The organism is Mesorhizobium sp. U510, assembly GCF_059180695.1.
The window spans coordinates 6,529,808-6,547,853 of the sequence record NZ_CP180532.1; the positions used below are offsets into that span (position 1 = coordinate 6,529,808).

An 18,046-nucleotide genomic window follows, 5' to 3' on the forward strand; every position below is an offset into this window, starting at 1 on the left:
CTTGTCCCTACCGTGCGCTCAACGCGACCATGCGGTCGAGCGCCGCGGTCAGGCCGTGCAGCGACACTGGGAATGTCAGCGGCGTCTCTGCATCTGTCGTGACATTGAGCTTCAGCACCTCGCCTACCCTCAGCTTTCCGAGCACGGATCGGTCAATGGAAAACACCGCGATGCAGCCTGTCGGCAAGCAGGTCCTGAAGCGCTGAGGGGACAATGGCGGCTGATCGTCGATCTGGGGCGTCACCCCCGGATCGAGCAAGATGCCGAAGGGCAGAAGCAGGGTGGCCATCGTCGACCCGTCCGCGCGCCTTTGTATCTCCATGGCAAGCAGCCTTTGGCCGTTCTGCTGGACCTGGTCCTGCGAAAGCGTACAGACCCTCGCATTCTCCTGGACAGAGCAAGCCACGCTCCAGTCCTGATAGACTTCGCGCAGCGATGACGGCCCATTTGGAGCAGTCGCAGTCTGCTGTTCAGCCGACGCTGGCGGCATCAACGAGAATGCGATTGCCCCGTATGCGCAGGCGGCCTTGAGGCCACGCTTCATGTGCAGACCCATTCACGGATCTTGCATTTGGCCCCTGACGCCTCGCAGGCCTGCAAGGCGAGGTCTTCGGCCTCCCGGCGGGTCTCTGCCGAGTTCACGCCCCAGGGCGTGAAACGGTTCTCGACCTTGTCGGCCATGGCCAGCGCGCCGCAGTGCTTGTAGGGAAAGCCGGTTTCGTCGTCGTCAGTCCAATGGCGATGGTTGCGGAAGACGGAGACGACGTTGCACGCCTTGCCGCCGGCGTTCTCGCAATGTTTCTGCGCGATGTCCTTCGCCTCCTGCCGCTTGTCCGCCCCCCAGAAGAAGCCGTATTTGCTGTCGGACTGCGAATAGGCGATGGCCGCCCAGATGCCTTTTTCCTCCTGCTGCGGCTCCGAAGGCGCCACCAGGTCGGCCGAGACGACGTGTCCGCTCCACAACAAGGTCAAGCCCAAAACTGCCAAAGCCCGCAATCTCATGGTCGGCACCCCTTTCCTTGATCCTGGTCGCTTCGCCTACTTCGCCGCTGAAGCGACGGAGATCACCACGCAGCTTTTGCCTGTCGGCAAGAGAAGGGCCTCACCGGCATTGCCGCCGAGCTCGTACACCTCCACCTGCCCGAGATGGTCGGTGATCTTGCTGCCTTGTGGAAGAATGGACGGGAGGTCGGCGCACGGGCTGGCGAACGGCGCCACCCGCACCATCGTCCCCTCGCAACCCGAAGCGGTGGGCGATGCGAAAACGACGCCGGCGGCAGGCCCGCTATAGCGTTCCGTCGCATAGTCCATGCCGACGAAGGCCTGGACCGCATGCTTGTCGGCCGCCTGGTCGTTCCACAAGGATTTGACGCTGTATTTCGTGCCTGTCGTTAAAATCTGCCCGAGCACCGGATAGATGGTCGAACAGGCCTGCACTCCGGCCTGCTTGACGTGCTCGAGGAAAGGCGTGTCCGGAAGTGCGGGGTTGGCTGTCTCGGCCTGTGCGGCGGTCGCGCTGCCGACCAGATTGGCGATCGCGGCATAGTTCCCGGCGGCGAAGCCAAGGCCCGCCACGACGAGCCCCAACAATGAAAATCCGACGACGCGCGGCCATCGCCGCCGCCTGGGTTCGACGATCCGCTGCCGATCCGCCTCGACGGCCGGGCTGCTGCGTTTTGCGGACATGAACTGGTCCTGCTGGCTCATTGTGCTGCCCCGGTCATTTGAGTGGCGAAAGGGCTGCCGTCAGCCCCTTGAGTGTTGCTGCGGTCACGGTGATCGTCTTGCCGTCGACGGTCGGATAGGAAATCGCCGGCGTGGCGTTCTGCGAGATCTGCTGGCGCATGACGGGGCCGACCGGCAGCATGCCGACGCAGACCACTTCATTGCAGCCGTTCAGGTGGACGTCGATCGCCTGGTCCCGCCCGTCGAACTTCAGCGACACCAGGCCGTCGCTCCTGGCGTTCGGCGCGGTGCGGACGATCATGTAGGGCTTGCCGTCCTGCGTAGCGGCCAGCGACCAGCTGAAGGCCATGTTGCCCGAGGAGTCCTCGATCACCTGCGAGACATTGCAGACCTTCTTGCGCGCCTTGAGGTTCTCGTCGCAGATCAGCGTCCAGTTTTCGAAGGGACGGATCGTGCGCTGATAGGTTCCCAGTTTCACGTCGGGCGGCAGCACCACATCCGAAGGCTTGATCCTGTAGGGCGACGCAACCTGCCCCGCGGCCGGCGCGAGGCCGCCGCAGAGCGCCAGGCAAGTCAGTACGACAAGTCCTTTCATTCCTGCCTCAGTTCAAGGTGAAGCTGATGCCGGCGCCGACGCCGACATGACCGCCAGCGGCCGTGCCCGACACGTTGCCGCGGATGCGGCCGTCCTCGCTCGTGTAGCCCGCACCGAAGGCCAAGGCGCTCGAATCCCGCCAGAAGCCGCCGCCGGCCGCGACGCTCAGCTTGCCGGGACGGTCGTCGTAGCGCAGCGAGGCAGCCGCAAGGCCGATCGCCGCCGCCTGGCGGGCTTCGTCGCGTATGCCGCCCAAGTCGCTGTTGAGCTGGCTGAGCTTCTGGTCGGTATAGTTGTTGGCCTGCTGCAAGGTCGTGGCGGCCACCTTGTCTGTGTAGCTGTTGGAGGTGTTGATGGCGTAATCGACACGGTTGTTCATCTGGGTGACGTTGACCGCATCGGTGCCGGCAACACCCGGGCCGACATTGGAGATGACCACCGGCGCGTTGACGTCGCCACCCTGCAGCGTGATGCTGTTCTTCTTGCTGCCGTCCGGATTGGTGTCATAGGTGACGGCATTCTGGGTGAGCGATCCAAGGCCCGATTTCAAATCCTCGACCGCCGTGTTGGTGGCGTAGAGCTGCGAGCCGTTTATCGCGTCGGTGCTGCCGGCGTTGACCCGTCCGGCGGCGACATTGGTGATCGTGCGCTCGGCGCCTGCGTCGCCGACGCTGACGGTCCCGATCGGGGTGGTGCCAGCGAAGGCGTAGGTCTTGCCGTTGATGACGGTGCTGGAGGTGCCGACCGCGGTCTGCGTCACCGAGCCCGAACCCAACGCCACGTCATTGGCGTTGTTGGCTTTGGCGCCCTGGCCGAGCGCCACCGCGCCTTGGCCCGTGGCCGTCGAGCCATTGCCGGCGGCAAGGCTGTTGGTGCCGCTGGCCACGCTGGCCGGCCCTATCGCCACGCTGTCTGTGCCGCTGGCGGTGGAGTCGGCCAGCGTCGAATTGGCGTGGAAATACTTGATGCCGCCGCCATTGCTGATGTTGGTCAGCGCGTTGTTGACGGCCGTGAACCCGTCATAGACGGTCGAGTAAGTGTTGCCCTGGATGGTATAGGTCGGTCCGGTGATAGACCCGTCGGGATTGACCGTGGTGCTGCCGCCGAACAGATTGGCGACGTTTTGCGACACGCCCTTAAGCTGGGAGACGTTGACCGCATCGGTATTGGCCGAGCCCGCCGCGACATTGGTGAGCTTGCGTTCGGCTCCCGCGGCGCCGATCGACACTTCGCCGAACGAGGTCTGTGGGGCGGTGAGTGCAAAGGCCGTGTAGCCGGCCTGGGCGCCGACCGTGGTGATGGACTGCGAGCCTAGCGCGACGCTGTTGATGAAGGTGCTTTGGGCGCCGGCGCCAAGCGCCACCGACTGGATGCCGGACGCCAGCGAATTGGTGCCGAGGGCCAGTCCGTCGGCCAGCATGACATGGGCGTTCTGGCCGATGGCCGTGCCGCCCGGTGCTGTCTGGTCGACAATGGCGCCGTTGCCGATGCCGACGCCATTGTCGCCGTTGACGACCGTCGTCGGGCCGACAGCGACCGACTCGGCACCCACCGCGAGCGAGTCGCCGGCCGCCGAATTGGCGTGGAAATACTTGGTCGACGTCGCCGAGACAGAGGCGATCACACCCTGCAGCTGGCGCACGGTGACGGCATCCTGCGCCTGCGTGCCGTCAGCCACATTGGTGATCTGGCGGTAGGACGTGGCGGTGCCGACCGACACGGCGCCGAGCAGCGTCTTGTCGGTGGTGTTGTACTGGATGAAGTTGGAAGGACCGGCCGCGATCTGGCCGGTTGCGGGCGCCACGGCCCGGTCGGACACGGAACCCGAACCAAGCGCCACGCTGCCGTCAATGCTGGCCAGTGTGTCGCGGCCGAGCGCCAGCCCGCTGACGCCGGTCGCGGTCGCCTGGTAGCCGACGGCGGTGGAGCCTACCCCTTGCGCGAAGGAATCGGTTTGCGCCAGCCCGGCCTCGTTGGTGCGGGCGTAGCGGATGCCTATGCCATTGGCGTCGGTATAGGCGGTCGAGGTGTCGCCGGCGATGTTGTTGATCGTGTTGCCAAGATTGGTGACACCACTGCCGATATTGGCGATGGCTGTGGTGTTGGCGGTCACCTGCTGGTTGGTGGCGAAGAGCTGCGAGCCGTTGACCGCGTCGGTCGAGCCGCCATTCAACTGTCCGGCCGCGACGTTCTGGATCTGACGCTCGGCGCCGGCCGACCCGACCGAGAAGGCGCCCGCCGGCGTGCCGCCGGCGAAGGTGTAGTTCACGCCGCCGATCGTGGCTCCGCCGACATTGGTCGTTGCTCCTGACGTCGAATTCAGGCCGATCGCGACGTCACCAGCATTGTTGGCCACGGCGTTGGGTCCGACAGCGACGGAATTCGTTCCAAGGGCCTGGGAATCCGGCAGGGCCGAATTGGCGTGGAAATACTTGATGCCGCCGCCGACATTGATGTTGTTGAGCGTGGTGCCGATGGCATCGACCGCCTGGTTGGTGGCGAAGAGCTGCGAGCCGTTGACCGCATCGGTCGAGGACCCGCTGATCCGCCCCGCCGCCAGATTGGTGAGCGCGCGCTCCGCACCCGGCGCGCCGATGCTGACCGTCGAGGTCGGATTGATGCCCTGGAAGGCATAGGTCGTGCCGTTGATCACGGCATTGGGCGTGCCCACCGCTGCGACGGTCACCGAGCCAGAGCCAAGCGCCACATCGCCGGAGCTCGCAGCAGCCGTCGCGCCATTGCCCAGCGCGACATTGCCCGCAAGGCCGGCAGCACCAGCAGTCGAGCCATTGCCCAGGGCAACGGAGCCCTGCCCGATCGCCTTGTTGTTGTTGCCGATGGCGACAGCGCCCGCCGCCATATTGGCCGCGGTGGCGCTCGCCGTGCCATCGCTGTTGGCGATGTTGTTGGCGCCGCCGGTAAAGGCGCCGGTACCGCTGGCATAACTCGGATCGCCGATTGCGACTGCGCCGTCGCCAAAGGCTGTGTTGCCGGCGCCGATGGCCACGGCCTTGCCGCCATCGGTAGTCGCGCCCGTGCCGATGGCGACGGAGTCGGCGGAGAGCGCGGCGGACTGTAGACCGACAGCGATGGCGTTGGTTGCCGTCGCCTGGCTGTCGCGCCCCATTGCAATGGCGTCGTCCTCAGACGCCGTCACGTCCGTGCCGATGCCGATGGCGTTGTCTCCACTGGCGCTCGTTGCAAAAGTGCTTGAGCCGACATAGACGGCGCCTATCCCGGTCGCCCTCGTCCCAGCGCCGAGAGAGATGGAGTTCACGGCGCTGCTTTGGGCGCCGCGGCCGAGTGCGGTACTGTTGAGTCCGGTGGCGCGGGCTTCACGTCCGACGGCAGTGGAATTGTCGGCGCTGGCTACGGTTCCGATGCCGAGAGCGGTGCTGTCGAGTCCGCCGGCGTTGGCGCTGACGCCGGCAGCGAGGGAATTGTCTCCTGTGGCATTCGCGCCGGACCCGAACGAGGAGGCGTTCGCGCCGCTGGCGACGGCGACGTTGCCAACCGCTGTGCTGGCGGTGCCACTCGCAATTGAGGTGGTGCCCATGGCGATGGCGTCTTGCGCGCTCGCATTGGCCTGCTTGCCGATCGCCGTGCCGTCTACACCGCCCGCAGTGGCGCCCAATCCCAGCGCACTTGCGTTCGCAGCGGTCGCCGCGGCGTTGTTGCCGAGTGCGGTGGCGGACACGCCCGTGGCCTGGGCTCCTGAGCCCGCCGCGACGGAGCCTACTCCGCTCGACACGGCCGAATTGCCGAGCGCCAGCGCGAAGTTGCCCGAAGCATTGGCGACGTTGCCGAGAGCTTGCGAGTTCAACCCTCCGGCGCTGGCCTGGTTGCCAACCGAAACGGCATTCGTCCCGGCGGCTTTGGCCAGGTAACCCATCGCCGTGGTCCCGACACCGGAGGCGGCCGCCCCGTTACCGATTGCCGTGGACTGGTTCGCCGACGCTGTGGCGGAGGTTCCGAACGCGCTGGACCCGGTCCCGGTCGCGGATGCGCTCGAGCCTACCGCGGCCGACCATGCCCCCGTTGCGGTTGAAGCTGTGCCGAGCGCGACGGCCTCGAACGTGAAGCCGGCAGGAGCGGTGCCGCTTGCATTGGCATTCGTGCCGATGGAAACGGGAGAACCGCCGCCCGCTCCAGCGTTTGCCTTGGCGCCGACGCCCATGGCTATGGCTGAACCGTTTGCCGATGAGGCGTTGGAGGACAATCCAATCGCCACCGAGGCACCACCCGAAGCGCTGGCCGTTGAGCCGAGAGCGACGGCGTTCGCCCCATTTGCGGTGCTGTTGACGCCAAAGGCTGATGCTCCATCCACGAGTGCGCGGGCGTTCCCGCCTACGGCAAGAGCATTGACGCCGGTCGCGTTCGCGAAGACACCTATGCCTATGGCGTTGAGGCCATTGGCACCCATCGCATAGCCAATGGCGATCGAAGCATCGCCTGTAGCGGTGATACCGGTGCCCAACGCCACGCCGTTATTGCCATTCACGTGGGCGTTATTGCCAACGGCGGTTGAGGCGGCGCCGGGGGCGGTGTTGCCACAACCGATCGCTATGCTTTGCACCCCTGCTGAGGGGTTCGTGCAGTTCGCGGCGTTTGTCAGAACCCCGTTGCCAATGACAACTTGCGCGAGCGCCGCCTGCGGGATCATGATCCCCACCACAGCCCCGAGCGCCCCACCGGCGCCCAGCGCTCCCAGGCCCAGGCGCTTGCGGCGCATGCCGAGCACGCTATGCGCCATGCGCAGGACCGCCATCAGCCGGCGGCGAACCGAGCGAGAGCGGGGATCAGCCCCGGCAATCCAATGCCTGGCGAAATGCGCCGCGCGATGCTGAACAAACGAGCCACTCGAAATCTGATTGTCGGTCATGGTCCTCTCCGTTCGCCAGCCGCCAGGAAATGTCTGACAAATTCCAGCACTCGCAGAAAGCCACGATTCTGGTTTGCCGTATTTCAGGAAATTGCTGTTTTGTCAGAAAAACTGCGGCAACTTCGCGGGAGTTAACGGATAGTTACTTTAGTTCGTGCTTTAATAAGGCAAAGTAAAACAATCAAGCGATCAATATATCACCTAAGCTTCGAATTAAGCTTGCCGAAGCGGGCCTGCAATGGCGTCAATCGCCGGTATTTCTTCATTACGGTAGTAAAATGGCTCTGGCTCGAAAAGCCGCTCAAATGCGCGATATCGGCGATCGTCATGCCGCTTTCGGCAAGCAGCCGCTCAGCGAAGTCCAGCCGCAGATCAAGCACATATTGATGCGGCGGCACCCGGAACGTCCGGGAGAAAGCCCGCACGAAATGATAGGATGAAAGCCCGCAAACCGCCGCCATCTCTGCAAGCGCTATCTTGCGCGTAAAATTCTGATCCAGGAATTCCTGCACCTTGCGCGCGCTGTGGGCGGAAAGGCCGCCTTTCACGTTCAGCGCCGGCAGTCGCGCGGGACCGGGTCCGGACGCCGATCCCGGAGGGCCATCTTCAGACCGCATCTTTCGGTCCCTTGATATTTCGCAGATGCACTTCAACCCGAGACCGCCCTCCCCGTTCCCCCCAAAAACAGTTCGTGATTGATCGAGCTGTTGCTGCATTGTCGCTCCGGTTCATTCGATCAGTCCGGCCAGATGGCGAATAATGCACAGGCTCCATGCTATTTCGAATGACTCCGGTAATGCCTGGGGCATAGTCGTGACGGACGTATTTTGGAAAACTCCGGAAGCCTTGTAGGAAATTCCGGTCTTGGATTATCGGACGGCAGGTGTTGCCACTTTGCCATCCCAGGCTTTCAGTTTCTGCCCGGCGCATATCCGGTCATGGTCGGTGTTCTGCCCCTGTATTTCTTCATGGTTGCGGCCAGATGACTCTGATCCGAAAACCTGGCGAGGTAGGCGATTTCGGCGATTGCTAGCTCGCCGTCAACGAGTAACTTTTCGGCTAAGTCCAGGCGCAGGTTGATCAGGTAGCGATGCGGCGGAATGCCGAACGTGCTGGCGAACCTTGCTATGAAATGATTGGAGGAAACCCCGGCGACCGACGCCAGTTCGGCGACCATGACCTTTCGCACGAAATTCTCGTCGAGGTACTCGCGCACGCGCCGAGCACCAGCGGCGGAGAGCCCGCCTTTGGCCGACGCCGCCGGCCGGCTGCGGCCGGTGTAGGTGCGCAGCAGATGGACGCCGAACACGGTGAGCAGCGAGTCCAGATAGAGATCGTTCGGCGGCAGCTTGCCGGTCAGCTCGGCGGTGATCATCTGGGGAATGGTGATCATCTGGGGAATATTGAGCGCCTTCAGGTCGACCTTGCCGAACGCAGGCGGTTCAAGTTCCACATCGGAACGATCGAATTCGTGCGCAGCCAACTCCGACAGTGCTTCGGGAGAGATGGAAACGACGGCGTTTTCCCTGGTCTGCGACCAGGTGAGGCTGCTGTCGACTCCAGCGGGATTGATGACAAGGCATCCGACCGGCGCATCGTATTCCGTGATCTTGTCGCTGCCGAGCGAGGCTCTGAATTTGCGTCCGGGCTTCAGCACGATGCCCGTGGAATGTTCCTTGGCCAGGAACGTCTGCGACCCGGGACCGCGGACGGAATGGATGACGCTGCCACGTGCGGTGGCTCTTCTGGGACCGGCACTTTCTGGAATGATGTCCAGGACATATCGGGCTACCCGATCGACGCCTCGGGAAACGCCGCTTTCCCGAGCTTCGCCCGCATTTTTCATTCGCGTCGCCTCAGCCGCCTTGCCGCCGCCTGAAATCCCCTTTGCCCGAACCCGGAACCAACGTAACGCAGGCGTCTCGGCTAGGGAAGAACTCCCATGCGCAAAGAAAAATTCTTATTCGCGAAAAGACAGAAAAAATGACCGACCGAAGAAGTTGACGAGCATTCCATTCCACGGGAACGGCAGGTGTTCGCCATGCCCCGAGTTTCGTTTATCAGCCGTGGCGAGGCTTCCGAGAATCCATTGCTTCGTTTTTTTGGCACCGAAATCGGCGGCTAGGCAAGATGGGGCGCCGAGCCAACAGGTCACGAGCGGCGGCTACGGATCACCGCGACGCTTCTCGTACAGATCCCAGGTGAGTTCGACAAAGGCCAGGAGGACATCGTCCCGATTCCAGCCGGCCGCGACCGCCGCCTGGACGATTTCCTGGACGAAAGGCAGCAACTGGCCCTGGCACTGGACCGACATTTCGGCATCCCCCACGGGAGGCCCCTTGAAGTTGAATCTCATCATTCGGCGCTCCCCCCGCCTCCAATTAAAGTGTTATACCGCTAATTTCGTTCCCCCTGATATACAACAGATGTGGTACCAAAGTACAGGAAGCCCTGGACGACCAGGACGATGCCGGACCAGGCCATCTCTATGCTTTCCCTCGCGTTAAGTTGGTTTTCCCAAGCGGGAGTTCAGAGGAACTTCATCGGTTCAAACTCTGCCTGGGACTAGATCTCCCCACCCAGGTCGCGACCGCCACCCGGCGAATGCGCGGCATGAACCGGCCGCATTGCCTTCTGCAACCGCTCGCTGGATAGTCCCGGCAATGTTCGAGACCATTGCGACTCATTGGACCCAAATCCTGGCGATCATCTCGGTGGTCATGGCGACCGTCGGCATTGCCCATGCCGTCATGACCAAGGAGGATGTGCGCGCAGCCACCGGCTGGGTCGGCGTGATGGTGCTGTCACCGATCCTCGGCGTGCTGATCTATGCCGTCGCCGGCATCAACCGCATCCGTCGCGCCACGATCACCGCGCAGCGCCCGCTTGCCGGCGACGCGGTATCCTCCAAGCATGAGCGCGACATCGCCGCAGAAGAAGCCTTGATCGTCGAGCGCTACGGTCAGCGCTTCACCGGCCTGCGGACGCTGGGCGACAGGGTGGCGCGGCGCGCGCTCAACCCGGGCAACGCCATCGACGTGCTGGAGACCGGCGACGAGGCCTATGCCGCCATGTGCGCGGCGATCGATGGCGCCGAGCGCAGCGTCCTGCTCGAGACCTATATTTTCGACAATGACGCCGTCGGCCTGCTTTTCGTCGAATCGCTGGCCGGTGCCGTCGTGCGCGGCGTTACCGTTCGCGTGCTGATCGACGCCGTCGGTGCCCGTTACTCCGTTCCCAGCATCCTCGGCCATCTGCGCCGCGCCAACATCCCCGCCGATGTCTTCAACGGCAATATCGTCATGGGCCTGCGCCTGCCCTACGCCAATCTCAGAACCCATCGGAAGATCCTGGTGGTCGACGGCACGGTTGTCTTCACCGGCGGCATGAACATCCGCAAGGGATTTTCGGCTGAGTTCGCAGGCTCCAACAGCGCCAGGGACACGCATTTCAAGGTCACCGGACCTGTCGTCGCCGACCTGTTCTCGGTCGCTGCCGAAGACTGGCGCTTCGCCACCAACGAAGGGTTGAAGGGCGATGCCTGGCGAATTGCCCCGCTGTCGCCGGCCCCCGGCCAGCCGATGCTGGTGCGGGCGGTCGCATCCGGGCCGGATGCCAGCAATGAGACCAATCACAAGCTGCTGATCGGCGCCTTCTCGGTGGCGCGCAAGTCGATCCGTTTGATGTCGCCCTATTTCCTGCCGGACCGCGAACTGATCAGCGCCTTGATCACCGCCGCCCGGCGCGGCGTCGAGATCGATGTAGTGGTGCCGGCGGTCAACAATCTCTTCCTCGTCGACCGCGCCATGACCGCGCAATTTGACCAGATCCTGAAGAATTATTGCCGCATATGGCGCACGGAAGGCCCATTCGACCATTCCAAGCTGCTTTCGATCGACGGCGTGTGGGCCTATGTCGGCTCGTCCAACCTCGATGCCCGGTCGCTGCGGTTGAACTTCGAGATCGATCTGGAGGTCCTCGACGCAGGCTTTGCCCGCGAGATCGAAGCCCGGATCGGATCGGCGATCGAAGCGGCCGTTCCCGTCACGCTGGACTCCTTGCGGGCTCGGCCATTCATCATCCGGCTGTTCGATCGTATTCTGTGGCTGGGATCGCCCTATCTCTAGAACCCCTGGCTTTAATAGAAAGACGTGTTTGCCGGATAGTTTGACGTCGGTCATGGAACATAGACGCAAAGGCTCTATTTGAGGTGTGTGGTGAGACCAGATGAAATGGCGAACATGTGATGCGGATGAGCGGGCGCAGCCTCCCGGCGAGCATGCTTTTGACCATTCGCGACAGGCGGATGCGCAAGGCAAACGCGGCTGCGCACAAGGCGACCGCCGCCACTGGAACGCTGGTCGCCTCCTACAACGTCCACAAATGCATCGGCGTCGATCGCAAGTTCGATCCAGAGCGCACCAGCCGCGTCATTCGCGAAATCGACCCCGACGTGATCGCGCTACAAGAGGCGGACAACCGTTTCGGCGACCGTGATGGCCTGCTGGATCTGCCTCGCCTCGAGCGGGAAACCGGCCTGGTGCCGGTGCCGATTTCGGCCACCGGCAAGGGCCATGGCTGGCACGGCAATGTCCTCCTGTTCAAGAAGGGCGTCGTCCGCGACGTGCATCAGATCAGGCTTCCGGGCCTGGAGCCGCGCGGTGCGGTGGTGGCGGAGATCGAATTGAACGGGAGCGAGACGCTGCGCATTATCGCCGCCCATCTCGGCCTGCTGCGCCATTCGCGCTCGCAGCAGGCCCGTGTCGTGCTCGATCTAATGAGCAGCCCGGACGAAAAGCCGACTTTGCTGCTTGGCGACCTCAATGAATGGCGGCTCGGCAACCGCTCGGCGCTCAACACACTGCACGCGACGTTCGGGCCGCAGCCACCGGCGGTTCCCACCTTCCCCTCGAACCTGCCGCTTTTGGCGCTCGACAGGATCATGACCAACCGGCACGGGATGATCGCAGCCGTGGAAGCGCACGACACGCCGCTTTCGCGCGTCGCCTCCGACCATCTCCCGCTCACGGCCTTCGTTCGCCTGTAGAACCGACTTGTCGTCCCGGCTTCGAAAAGCGCCGCGATTCATTTTGGAACGCTAATTCTCTCCGCGAGTTGATACGCATTGAACCACAGGAGGACGAGACGTGAAAAAGCTATTTCTGGCTTCCATGGTGGCATTGGCCGCCACAGCCGCAGTCATTGCGCCGACGCAAGCCGCAAGCGTGATTATCCAATCCGACGATGGCAACCAATATTCATCGGACGATCAGTCCGACAACGGCCAGATTGTCGTTCGCCGCCATCACCGGCAGAATTACGACAACCAGTATGGCGACGACCAGAACGTGCAGTATGATGGCAACTACAATGGCGACTATCGACGCCACCACCGCCATCACCGCTGCCATATCGAACTGGTCAAGCACTGGCGCCACCACCACAAGGTGATCGAGCAGGTCCGCGTCTGCGGCTGATCTACCCATGAAATAAAAGCGCCGCGCCGTTTTCACAGGCGATCCCAGCGGCAAGCGATAGTGCGGCATAGCCACGCTCCTTCAACCGACGTGCTATGCCGCATTGCACAATTTCTCGGCCTTGCCCACAATGCAGGCATGGTCCGATCCTCCCTAGCCGTCCTGGTGATCGATGAAAATCGCATCCGCGCCTCGATCATCGAGGCCGGCCTGCGCGAGGCCGGCCATCAGCTTGTCACTGTCATCCATGACGTGACCGGCATTGCCCGGCGGATTGCCGAGATCGAACCCGACGTCATCGTCATCGATCTCGAAAACCCCAACCGCGATATGCTCGAAAACATGTTCCAGCTGTCGCGCGCCGTGAAGCGCCCGATCGCCATGTTCGTCGACCGCTCCGACCAGGCCTCGATCGAGGCCGCGGTCGATGCCGGCGTGTCCGCCTATGTCGTTGACGGTCTGCGGCAAGAGCGCGTCAAGCCGATCCTCGACATGGCGGTGAGCCGCTTCAATGCCTTCTCGCGCATGGCGCGCGAACTGGAAGAGGCGCGCAGTGAACTTGAGGGCCGCAAGGTCATCGATCGCGCCAAGGGCATTCTGATGAAGTCGCGCGGCCTCTCCGAAGAGGCCGCCTACACGCTGCTGCGCAAGACGGCGATGAACCAGAACCGCAAGATCAGCGACATCGCCCAGAGCCTGGTGACGGCGGCCGGGCTGCTGGGGCCGGCGGAGGACGAATGAGCATGAGGCACCAGATCACCGCCGGCTTCATGCCGCTTTTCGACAGCGCCGTGCTGGTCGCCGCCAGCGAGCTTGGTTTCGCCGCCCGCGAAGGCATTGGGCTGACGCTGCACCGCGAAACCTCCTGGGCCAACATCCGCGACCGCATCGCCATCGGCCACTTCGATCTCGCGCATATGCTGGGGCCCATGCCGCTCGCCTGCAATCTCGGGCTGACGCCGCTCGCTTCCGAGACCATCGTGCCGTTCTCGCTCGGGCTCGGCGGCAATTGCGTCACCGTCTCCAACGCTGTCTGGGCCGGCATGGCGGCGCATGGTGCCGAAGCCGATCTCGATCCCGCGCGCGCGGGCGCGGCACTGCGCGCATTTATTCGCGATCGGGCGGTCGCGGGCCGCGAACCGCTGCGCTTTGCCGTCGTGCATCCGCATTCCGGGCACAATTACGAACTGCGCTACTGGCTGGCCGCTTGCGGCATCGACCCAGACCGCGAAATCGAGATCGTCATTGTGCCGCCGCCCTTCATGGCCGATGCGCTGGCCACCGGGCGCATCGACGGCTACTGCGTCGGCGAGCCCTGGAACAGCGCCGCGGTCGCCGCCGGCACCGGCCATATCGTCACCGTCAAGGCGCAGATATGGCGCAACAGCCCGGAGAAGGTGATCGGCGTGCGCAAGGCCTGGGCCGACGAGAATCCCGAGGCGCTGGCGGCGCTGCTGCGCGCGCTGCACCATTCGGCGCGCTGGTGCCAGGATCCGGCCAACCACGCCGAATTGGCCGCGGTGATGGCGCAGCCCGGCTTCCTCGGCCAGCCGCCGGCGGTGCAGATGCCGATCCTGACCGGCCATCTGCAATTGGGCGGCGGGGCGGAGCGAGATATCGACGACTTCTTCCTGCCTTTCGACAAGGCGGCGAACTTTCCGTGGAAGAGCCATGCGCTGTGGTTCTACACGCAGATGGTGCGCTGGGGACATGTCGCCCACACGCCCGGCAATCTCGCCATAGCGCGCGACTGCTACCGGCCCGATCTCTACCGCTCGGCGCTGAAGCCGCTCGGTGTCGCGCTTCCCGGCGCCAACGCGAAGGTCGAGGGCGCGCTCAAGGTCGCAACCGCGGTCGGCGCAACCGGCGCCGGCCTGGTGCTCGGCCCGGACGGTTTTTTCGACGGGCAGATCTTCGATCCCGACGAGATCGACGCCTATATAGCGCGCCAGAAATCGGTCCGCACGGAAGCCTGATCATTTCCGCGCCATTCTTGTGCATTGCACAAAAATTGTGCGCGCAATGGTCCTAATGAACAATCTTTGGCCTGCTCGCCATATTGCCCGGCAGGCCGTCGACGGACATGAATCGCTGATTTCATTGATGTTTTTCCTTTCATCCGAAACTGGCACGGTTCCTGCATTGAAATAACCAGGCCCTTCATGGGTCACGGAACAGGCGTCCAATGGCGGGCGCCACAGGCAAAGCTGCCGCTCAGGTCAAAACGCGCTCCCGGTCTTTCGGGCGCGAAGACCTGGCCGGCGGCTTTTTTGTTTTGGAATCGCGTTCAACCGGAGACGACGATGAAGAAGACGATGAAGAACTGGATCGGGACGGGAACATCGCCAAAGGATGTGACGCGTCGCGATTTTCTGGTCAGCAGCGCCATGACGGCCGGCCTGTTCATGGCGGCCCGCAAGCTCTTTCCATCCGGCGCCTATGCCGCCACCGCCGCGCCGGAAGTCACCGGCGCCAAGCTCGGCTTCATCGCGCTGACCGATGCCGCACCCCTGATGATCGCCAAGGAGAAGGGCCTGTTCGCCAAATTCGGCATGCCCGATGTCGAGGTGCTGAAGCAGGCTTCCTGGGGCGCGACGCGCGACAATCTGATGCTTGGCGGTGCCGCAAACGGCATCGACGGCGCCCACATACTGACGCCGCTGCCTTACCTCATGCACACCGGCAAGGTGACGCAGAACAGCCAGCCGATGCCGATGGCGATCGTGGCGCGGCTCAACTACGACTGCCAGGGCATTTCGGTCGCGCAGGAATATGCCGGCACCGGCGTCGGTCTCGACGCCTCCAAGCTGAAGGACGCCTTCGCCGCCAAGAAGGCAGCCGGCAAGGAGGTCAAGGCCGCCATGACCTTCCCGGGCGGCACGCATGACCTCTGGCTGCGCTACTGGCTGGCCGCCGGCGGCATCGATCCCGACAAGGACGTCTCGACCATCGTCGTGCCCCCGCCGCAGATGGTGGCCAACATGAAGGTCGGCAACATGGACGTCTTCTGCGTCGGCGAGCCGTGGAACGAGCAGCTCGTCCACCAGGGCGTCGGCTTTACCGCCGCCACCACGGGCGAATTGTGGAAGGGTCATCCGGAAAAGGCGCTCGGTGTGCGCGCCGAATTCATCGAGAAGAACCCGAACGCCACCAAGGCGATCCTGATGGCCGTCATGGAAGCCCAGCAGTGGTGCGAGGCCAAGGAGAACAAGGACGAGATGGCCGCCATCATCGGCAAGCGGCAATGGATGAACGTGCCGGTCGCCGACATCATCGGCCGCCTTAAGGGCGACATCAACTACGGCAATGGCCGCGTCGCCAACGGCACCGATTTCTACATGAAGTTCTGGAAGGGCGGCGTTTCCTACCCCTTCAAGAGCCATGATGCCTGGTTCCTCGCCGAGAACATCCGCTGGGGCAAATTCGCGCCGACCACGGACGTCAAGGCGCTGGTCGACCAGGTCAACCGCGAGGATCTGTGGCGCGAGGCGGCGAAGGATCTCGGGGTGGCGGCGGCCGACATTCCGGCCTCCTCGTCGCGAGGCGTCGAGACCTTCTTCGACGGCAAGACCTTCGATCCGGCCAACCCGTCCGCCTATCTCGACAGCCTGAAGATCAAGGCGTCGGCTTGACCCAAGCGCAATGGCGCCTCTTGCGCCGTTGTCGCCCCTACCTGCCCCCAAGGAGCTTTCCAAAAGATGTCCATCCAAGCCATCGAGGACACCAAGGTGAAGGCGTTTCCCGCGCCGGCCAAACCGGCCGAGGTGATCGCCTTCGCCGCCAAGGCGCGGCGCCGCTTCGACCCGCTCGCCATCGCCGGCAAGCTGGCGAGCACGCTGGTGCCGCCCGTCATCGTCATCGCTCTGATGCTCGTCGTCTGGCAGGTCGCCTGCTCGTCGCCCACATCGAGCCTGCCGCCGCCGAGCCAGGTGTGGAACGAGGCCTACGATCTCATCGCGCATCCGTTCTTCGACAATGGCCCGCAGGACATCGGGCTGGCCTGGCGGGTGCTGATCTCGTTGCAGCGCGTCGCCATCGGCTTTGGCCTGGCGGCGATCGTCGGCGTCGCGCTCGGCGCGCTGGTCGGCCAGTCGATCTGGGCGATGCGCGGCCTCGATCCGGTGTTCCAGATCCTGCGCACCGTGCCGCCGCTCGCATGGCTGCCGCTGTCGCTGGCGGCGTTCCGCGATTCCAGCCCGTCGGCGCTGTTCGTCATCTTCATCACCTCAATCTGGCCGATCATCATCAACACCGCCGTCGGCGTGCGCAACATCCCGCAGGATTACCGCAACGTCGCGCGCATCCTGCGGCTCAACCCGTTCGAGTTCTTCGTCAAGATCATGGTGCCGGCCGCCGCGCCCTACATCTTCACCGGTCTGCGCATCGGCATCGGCCTGTCCTGGCTCGCCATCGTCGCCGCCGAAATGCTGACCGGCGGCGTCGGCATCGGCTTCTTCATCTGGGACGCGTGGAACTCGTCGCGGCTGCCCGACATCATCGTCGCGCTCGCCTATATCGGCGTCACCGGCTTCTGCCTCGACCGCCTGGTCGCCGGCGTCGGCGTCTTCGTCACCCGCGGCACAACGGCAAAGTGAGGACAGTGCGATGACCGCCTATCTGAAACTCGACCATATCGACAAATCCTTCGCCCGCGGCGGCCAGGTCAGCGAGGTTCTGAGGGATATCAGGCTGACCATCGACAAGGGCGAATTCGTCTCCATCATCGGCCACTCCGGCTGCGGCAAGTCGACCTTGCTCAACCTGATCGCCGGCCTGACCAAGGTTTCCGCCGGGGCGGTGCTGCTCGAGAACAGGGAAGTCGACAGCCCCGGTCCCGAACGCGCAGTGGTGTTCCAGAACCACTCGCTGCTGCCCTGGCTAACCGTCTACGAAAACATCAACCTAGCGGTCTCGAAAGTCTTCGGCCGTTCGAAGAGCAAGGCCGAGCGGCATGACTGGATCATGCGCAATCTCGACCTCGTGCAGATGGCGCATGCTAGGGACAAGCGCCCGGCCGAGATCTCGGGCGGCATGAAACAGCGCGTCGGCATTGCCCGCGCGCTCGCCATGGAGCCGAAGATCCTGCTGCTCGACGAGCCTTTCGGCGCGCTCGACGCGCTGACGCGCGCACATCTGCAGGATGCGGTGATGGACATCCATTCCAGGCTCGGCTCGACGACGATCATGATCACCCATGATGTCGACGAGGCGGTGCTCTTGTCCGACCGCATCGTCATGATGACCAACGGTCCTGCAGCGACCATCGGCGAGGTGCTGCCCGTGCCGCTGGCAAGGCCGCGCCGGCGCATCGAACTCGCCTCCGACCGCACCTTCCTGCGCTGCCGCGAGGCCGTGCTGAAATTCCTCTACGAACGCCACCGCTTCGTCGAAGCCGCGGAGTAGCAT

General features: G+C 63.8%; 16 protein-coding genes. 8 read left to right on the top strand and 8 right to left on the bottom strand.

What is annotated here, in order from left to right; translation table 11 throughout:
* Positions 1-7 precede the first annotated feature (7 nt).
* The 8 genes from ACLGL5_RS33740 to ACLGL5_RS33775 all read right to left on the bottom strand — a co-directional run bounded on the left by ACLGL5_RS33740 (position 8) and on the right by ACLGL5_RS33775 (position 9,522).
* Positions 8-556, bottom strand: coding sequence for an invasion associated locus B family protein (locus tag ACLGL5_RS33740; protein WP_069093022.1), 549 nt, complete (start codon positions 554-556; stop codon positions 8-10).
* The gene (locus tag ACLGL5_RS33745; RefSeq protein WP_027047348.1) at positions 541-1,002 is read right to left on the bottom strand and encodes a DUF4189 domain-containing protein; all 462 of its coding nucleotides are present in this window, start codon (positions 1,000-1,002) and stop codon (positions 541-543) included. Before ACLGL5_RS33745 ends, ACLGL5_RS33740 begins: the two co-directional genes overlap by 16 nt.
* A gap of 36 nt (positions 1,003-1,038) precedes the next feature.
* Positions 1,039-1,707, bottom strand: coding sequence for a hypothetical protein (locus ACLGL5_RS33750; RefSeq protein ID WP_069093023.1), 669 nt, complete (start codon positions 1,705-1,707; stop codon positions 1,039-1,041).
* A 13-nt stretch (positions 1,708-1,720) separates the two neighbouring features.
* Positions 1,721-2,281, bottom strand: coding sequence for an invasion associated locus B family protein (locus tag ACLGL5_RS33755; protein WP_019860888.1), 561 nt, complete (start codon positions 2,279-2,281; stop codon positions 1,721-1,723).
* Positions 2,282-2,288: 7 nt separating this feature from the next.
* A complete protein-coding gene (locus tag ACLGL5_RS33760; protein ID WP_069093024.1) occupies positions 2,289-7,163 on the bottom strand; it encodes a beta strand repeat-containing protein in 4,875 nt (1,624 codons plus the stop codon).
* Between the two features lie 197 nt (positions 7,164-7,360).
* Positions 7,361-7,879, bottom strand: a complete 519-nt coding sequence (locus tag ACLGL5_RS33765; protein WP_019860890.1) for a helix-turn-helix domain-containing protein — start codon at positions 7,877-7,879, stop codon at positions 7,361-7,363.
* A 194-nt stretch (positions 7,880-8,073) separates the two neighbouring features.
* Positions 8,074-9,009, bottom strand: a complete 936-nt coding sequence (locus ACLGL5_RS33770; protein ID WP_069093025.1) for a helix-turn-helix domain-containing protein — start codon at positions 9,007-9,009, stop codon at positions 8,074-8,076.
* Positions 9,010-9,327: 318 nt separating this feature from the next.
* Positions 9,328-9,522, bottom strand: a complete 195-nt coding sequence (locus ACLGL5_RS33775) for a hypothetical protein (RefSeq protein WP_069093026.1) — start codon at positions 9,520-9,522, stop codon at positions 9,328-9,330.
* A gap of 304 nt (positions 9,523-9,826) precedes the next feature.
* On the opposite strand from ACLGL5_RS33775, the gene ACLGL5_RS33780 reads away from it, so the two are divergent.
* From ACLGL5_RS33780 to ACLGL5_RS33815, 8 genes are all read left to right on the top strand, one after another.
* Complete coding sequence (locus ACLGL5_RS33780; protein ID WP_069093027.1) at positions 9,827-11,290, top strand: phospholipase D-like domain-containing protein; 1,464 nt, start codon at positions 9,827-9,829, stop codon at positions 11,288-11,290.
* A gap of 119 nt (positions 11,291-11,409) precedes the next feature.
* Positions 11,410-12,210, top strand: coding sequence for an endonuclease/exonuclease/phosphatase family protein (locus ACLGL5_RS33785; protein WP_027047350.1), 801 nt, complete (start codon positions 11,410-11,412; stop codon positions 12,208-12,210).
* Between the two features lie 100 nt (positions 12,211-12,310).
* Positions 12,311-12,640: a hypothetical protein gene (locus ACLGL5_RS33790; RefSeq protein WP_038649225.1), complete on the top strand. Its 330-nt coding sequence runs from the start codon at positions 12,311-12,313 to the stop codon at positions 12,638-12,640.
* Positions 12,641-12,778: 138 nt separating this feature from the next.
* On the top strand, positions 12,779-13,381 hold the full coding sequence (locus ACLGL5_RS33795; RefSeq protein WP_027047351.1) for an ANTAR domain-containing response regulator: 603 nt from the start codon (positions 12,779-12,781) through the stop codon (positions 13,379-13,381).
* Positions 13,378-14,616, top strand: coding sequence for a CmpA/NrtA family ABC transporter substrate-binding protein (locus ACLGL5_RS33800; protein WP_069093028.1), 1,239 nt, complete (start codon positions 13,378-13,380; stop codon positions 14,614-14,616). The genes ACLGL5_RS33795 and ACLGL5_RS33800 overlap by 4 nt, the downstream gene beginning before the upstream one ends.
* A gap of 327 nt (positions 14,617-14,943) precedes the next feature.
* Complete coding sequence (locus ACLGL5_RS33805) at positions 14,944-16,272, top strand: CmpA/NrtA family ABC transporter substrate-binding protein (RefSeq protein ID WP_245307226.1); 1,329 nt, start codon at positions 14,944-14,946, stop codon at positions 16,270-16,272.
* A 66-nt stretch (positions 16,273-16,338) separates the two neighbouring features.
* Positions 16,339-17,235, top strand: a complete 897-nt coding sequence (gene ntrB, locus ACLGL5_RS33810; RefSeq protein WP_010911232.1) for a nitrate ABC transporter permease — start codon at positions 16,339-16,341, stop codon at positions 17,233-17,235.
* A 10-nt stretch (positions 17,236-17,245) separates the two neighbouring features.
* Positions 17,246-18,043 carry an ABC transporter ATP-binding protein gene (locus tag ACLGL5_RS33815; protein WP_032931488.1) on the top strand — a complete coding sequence of 266 codons (798 nt, stop codon included), beginning with the start codon at positions 17,246-17,248 and terminating at the stop codon, positions 18,041-18,043.
* The last annotated feature ends 3 nt before the right edge of the window (positions 18,044-18,046 follow it).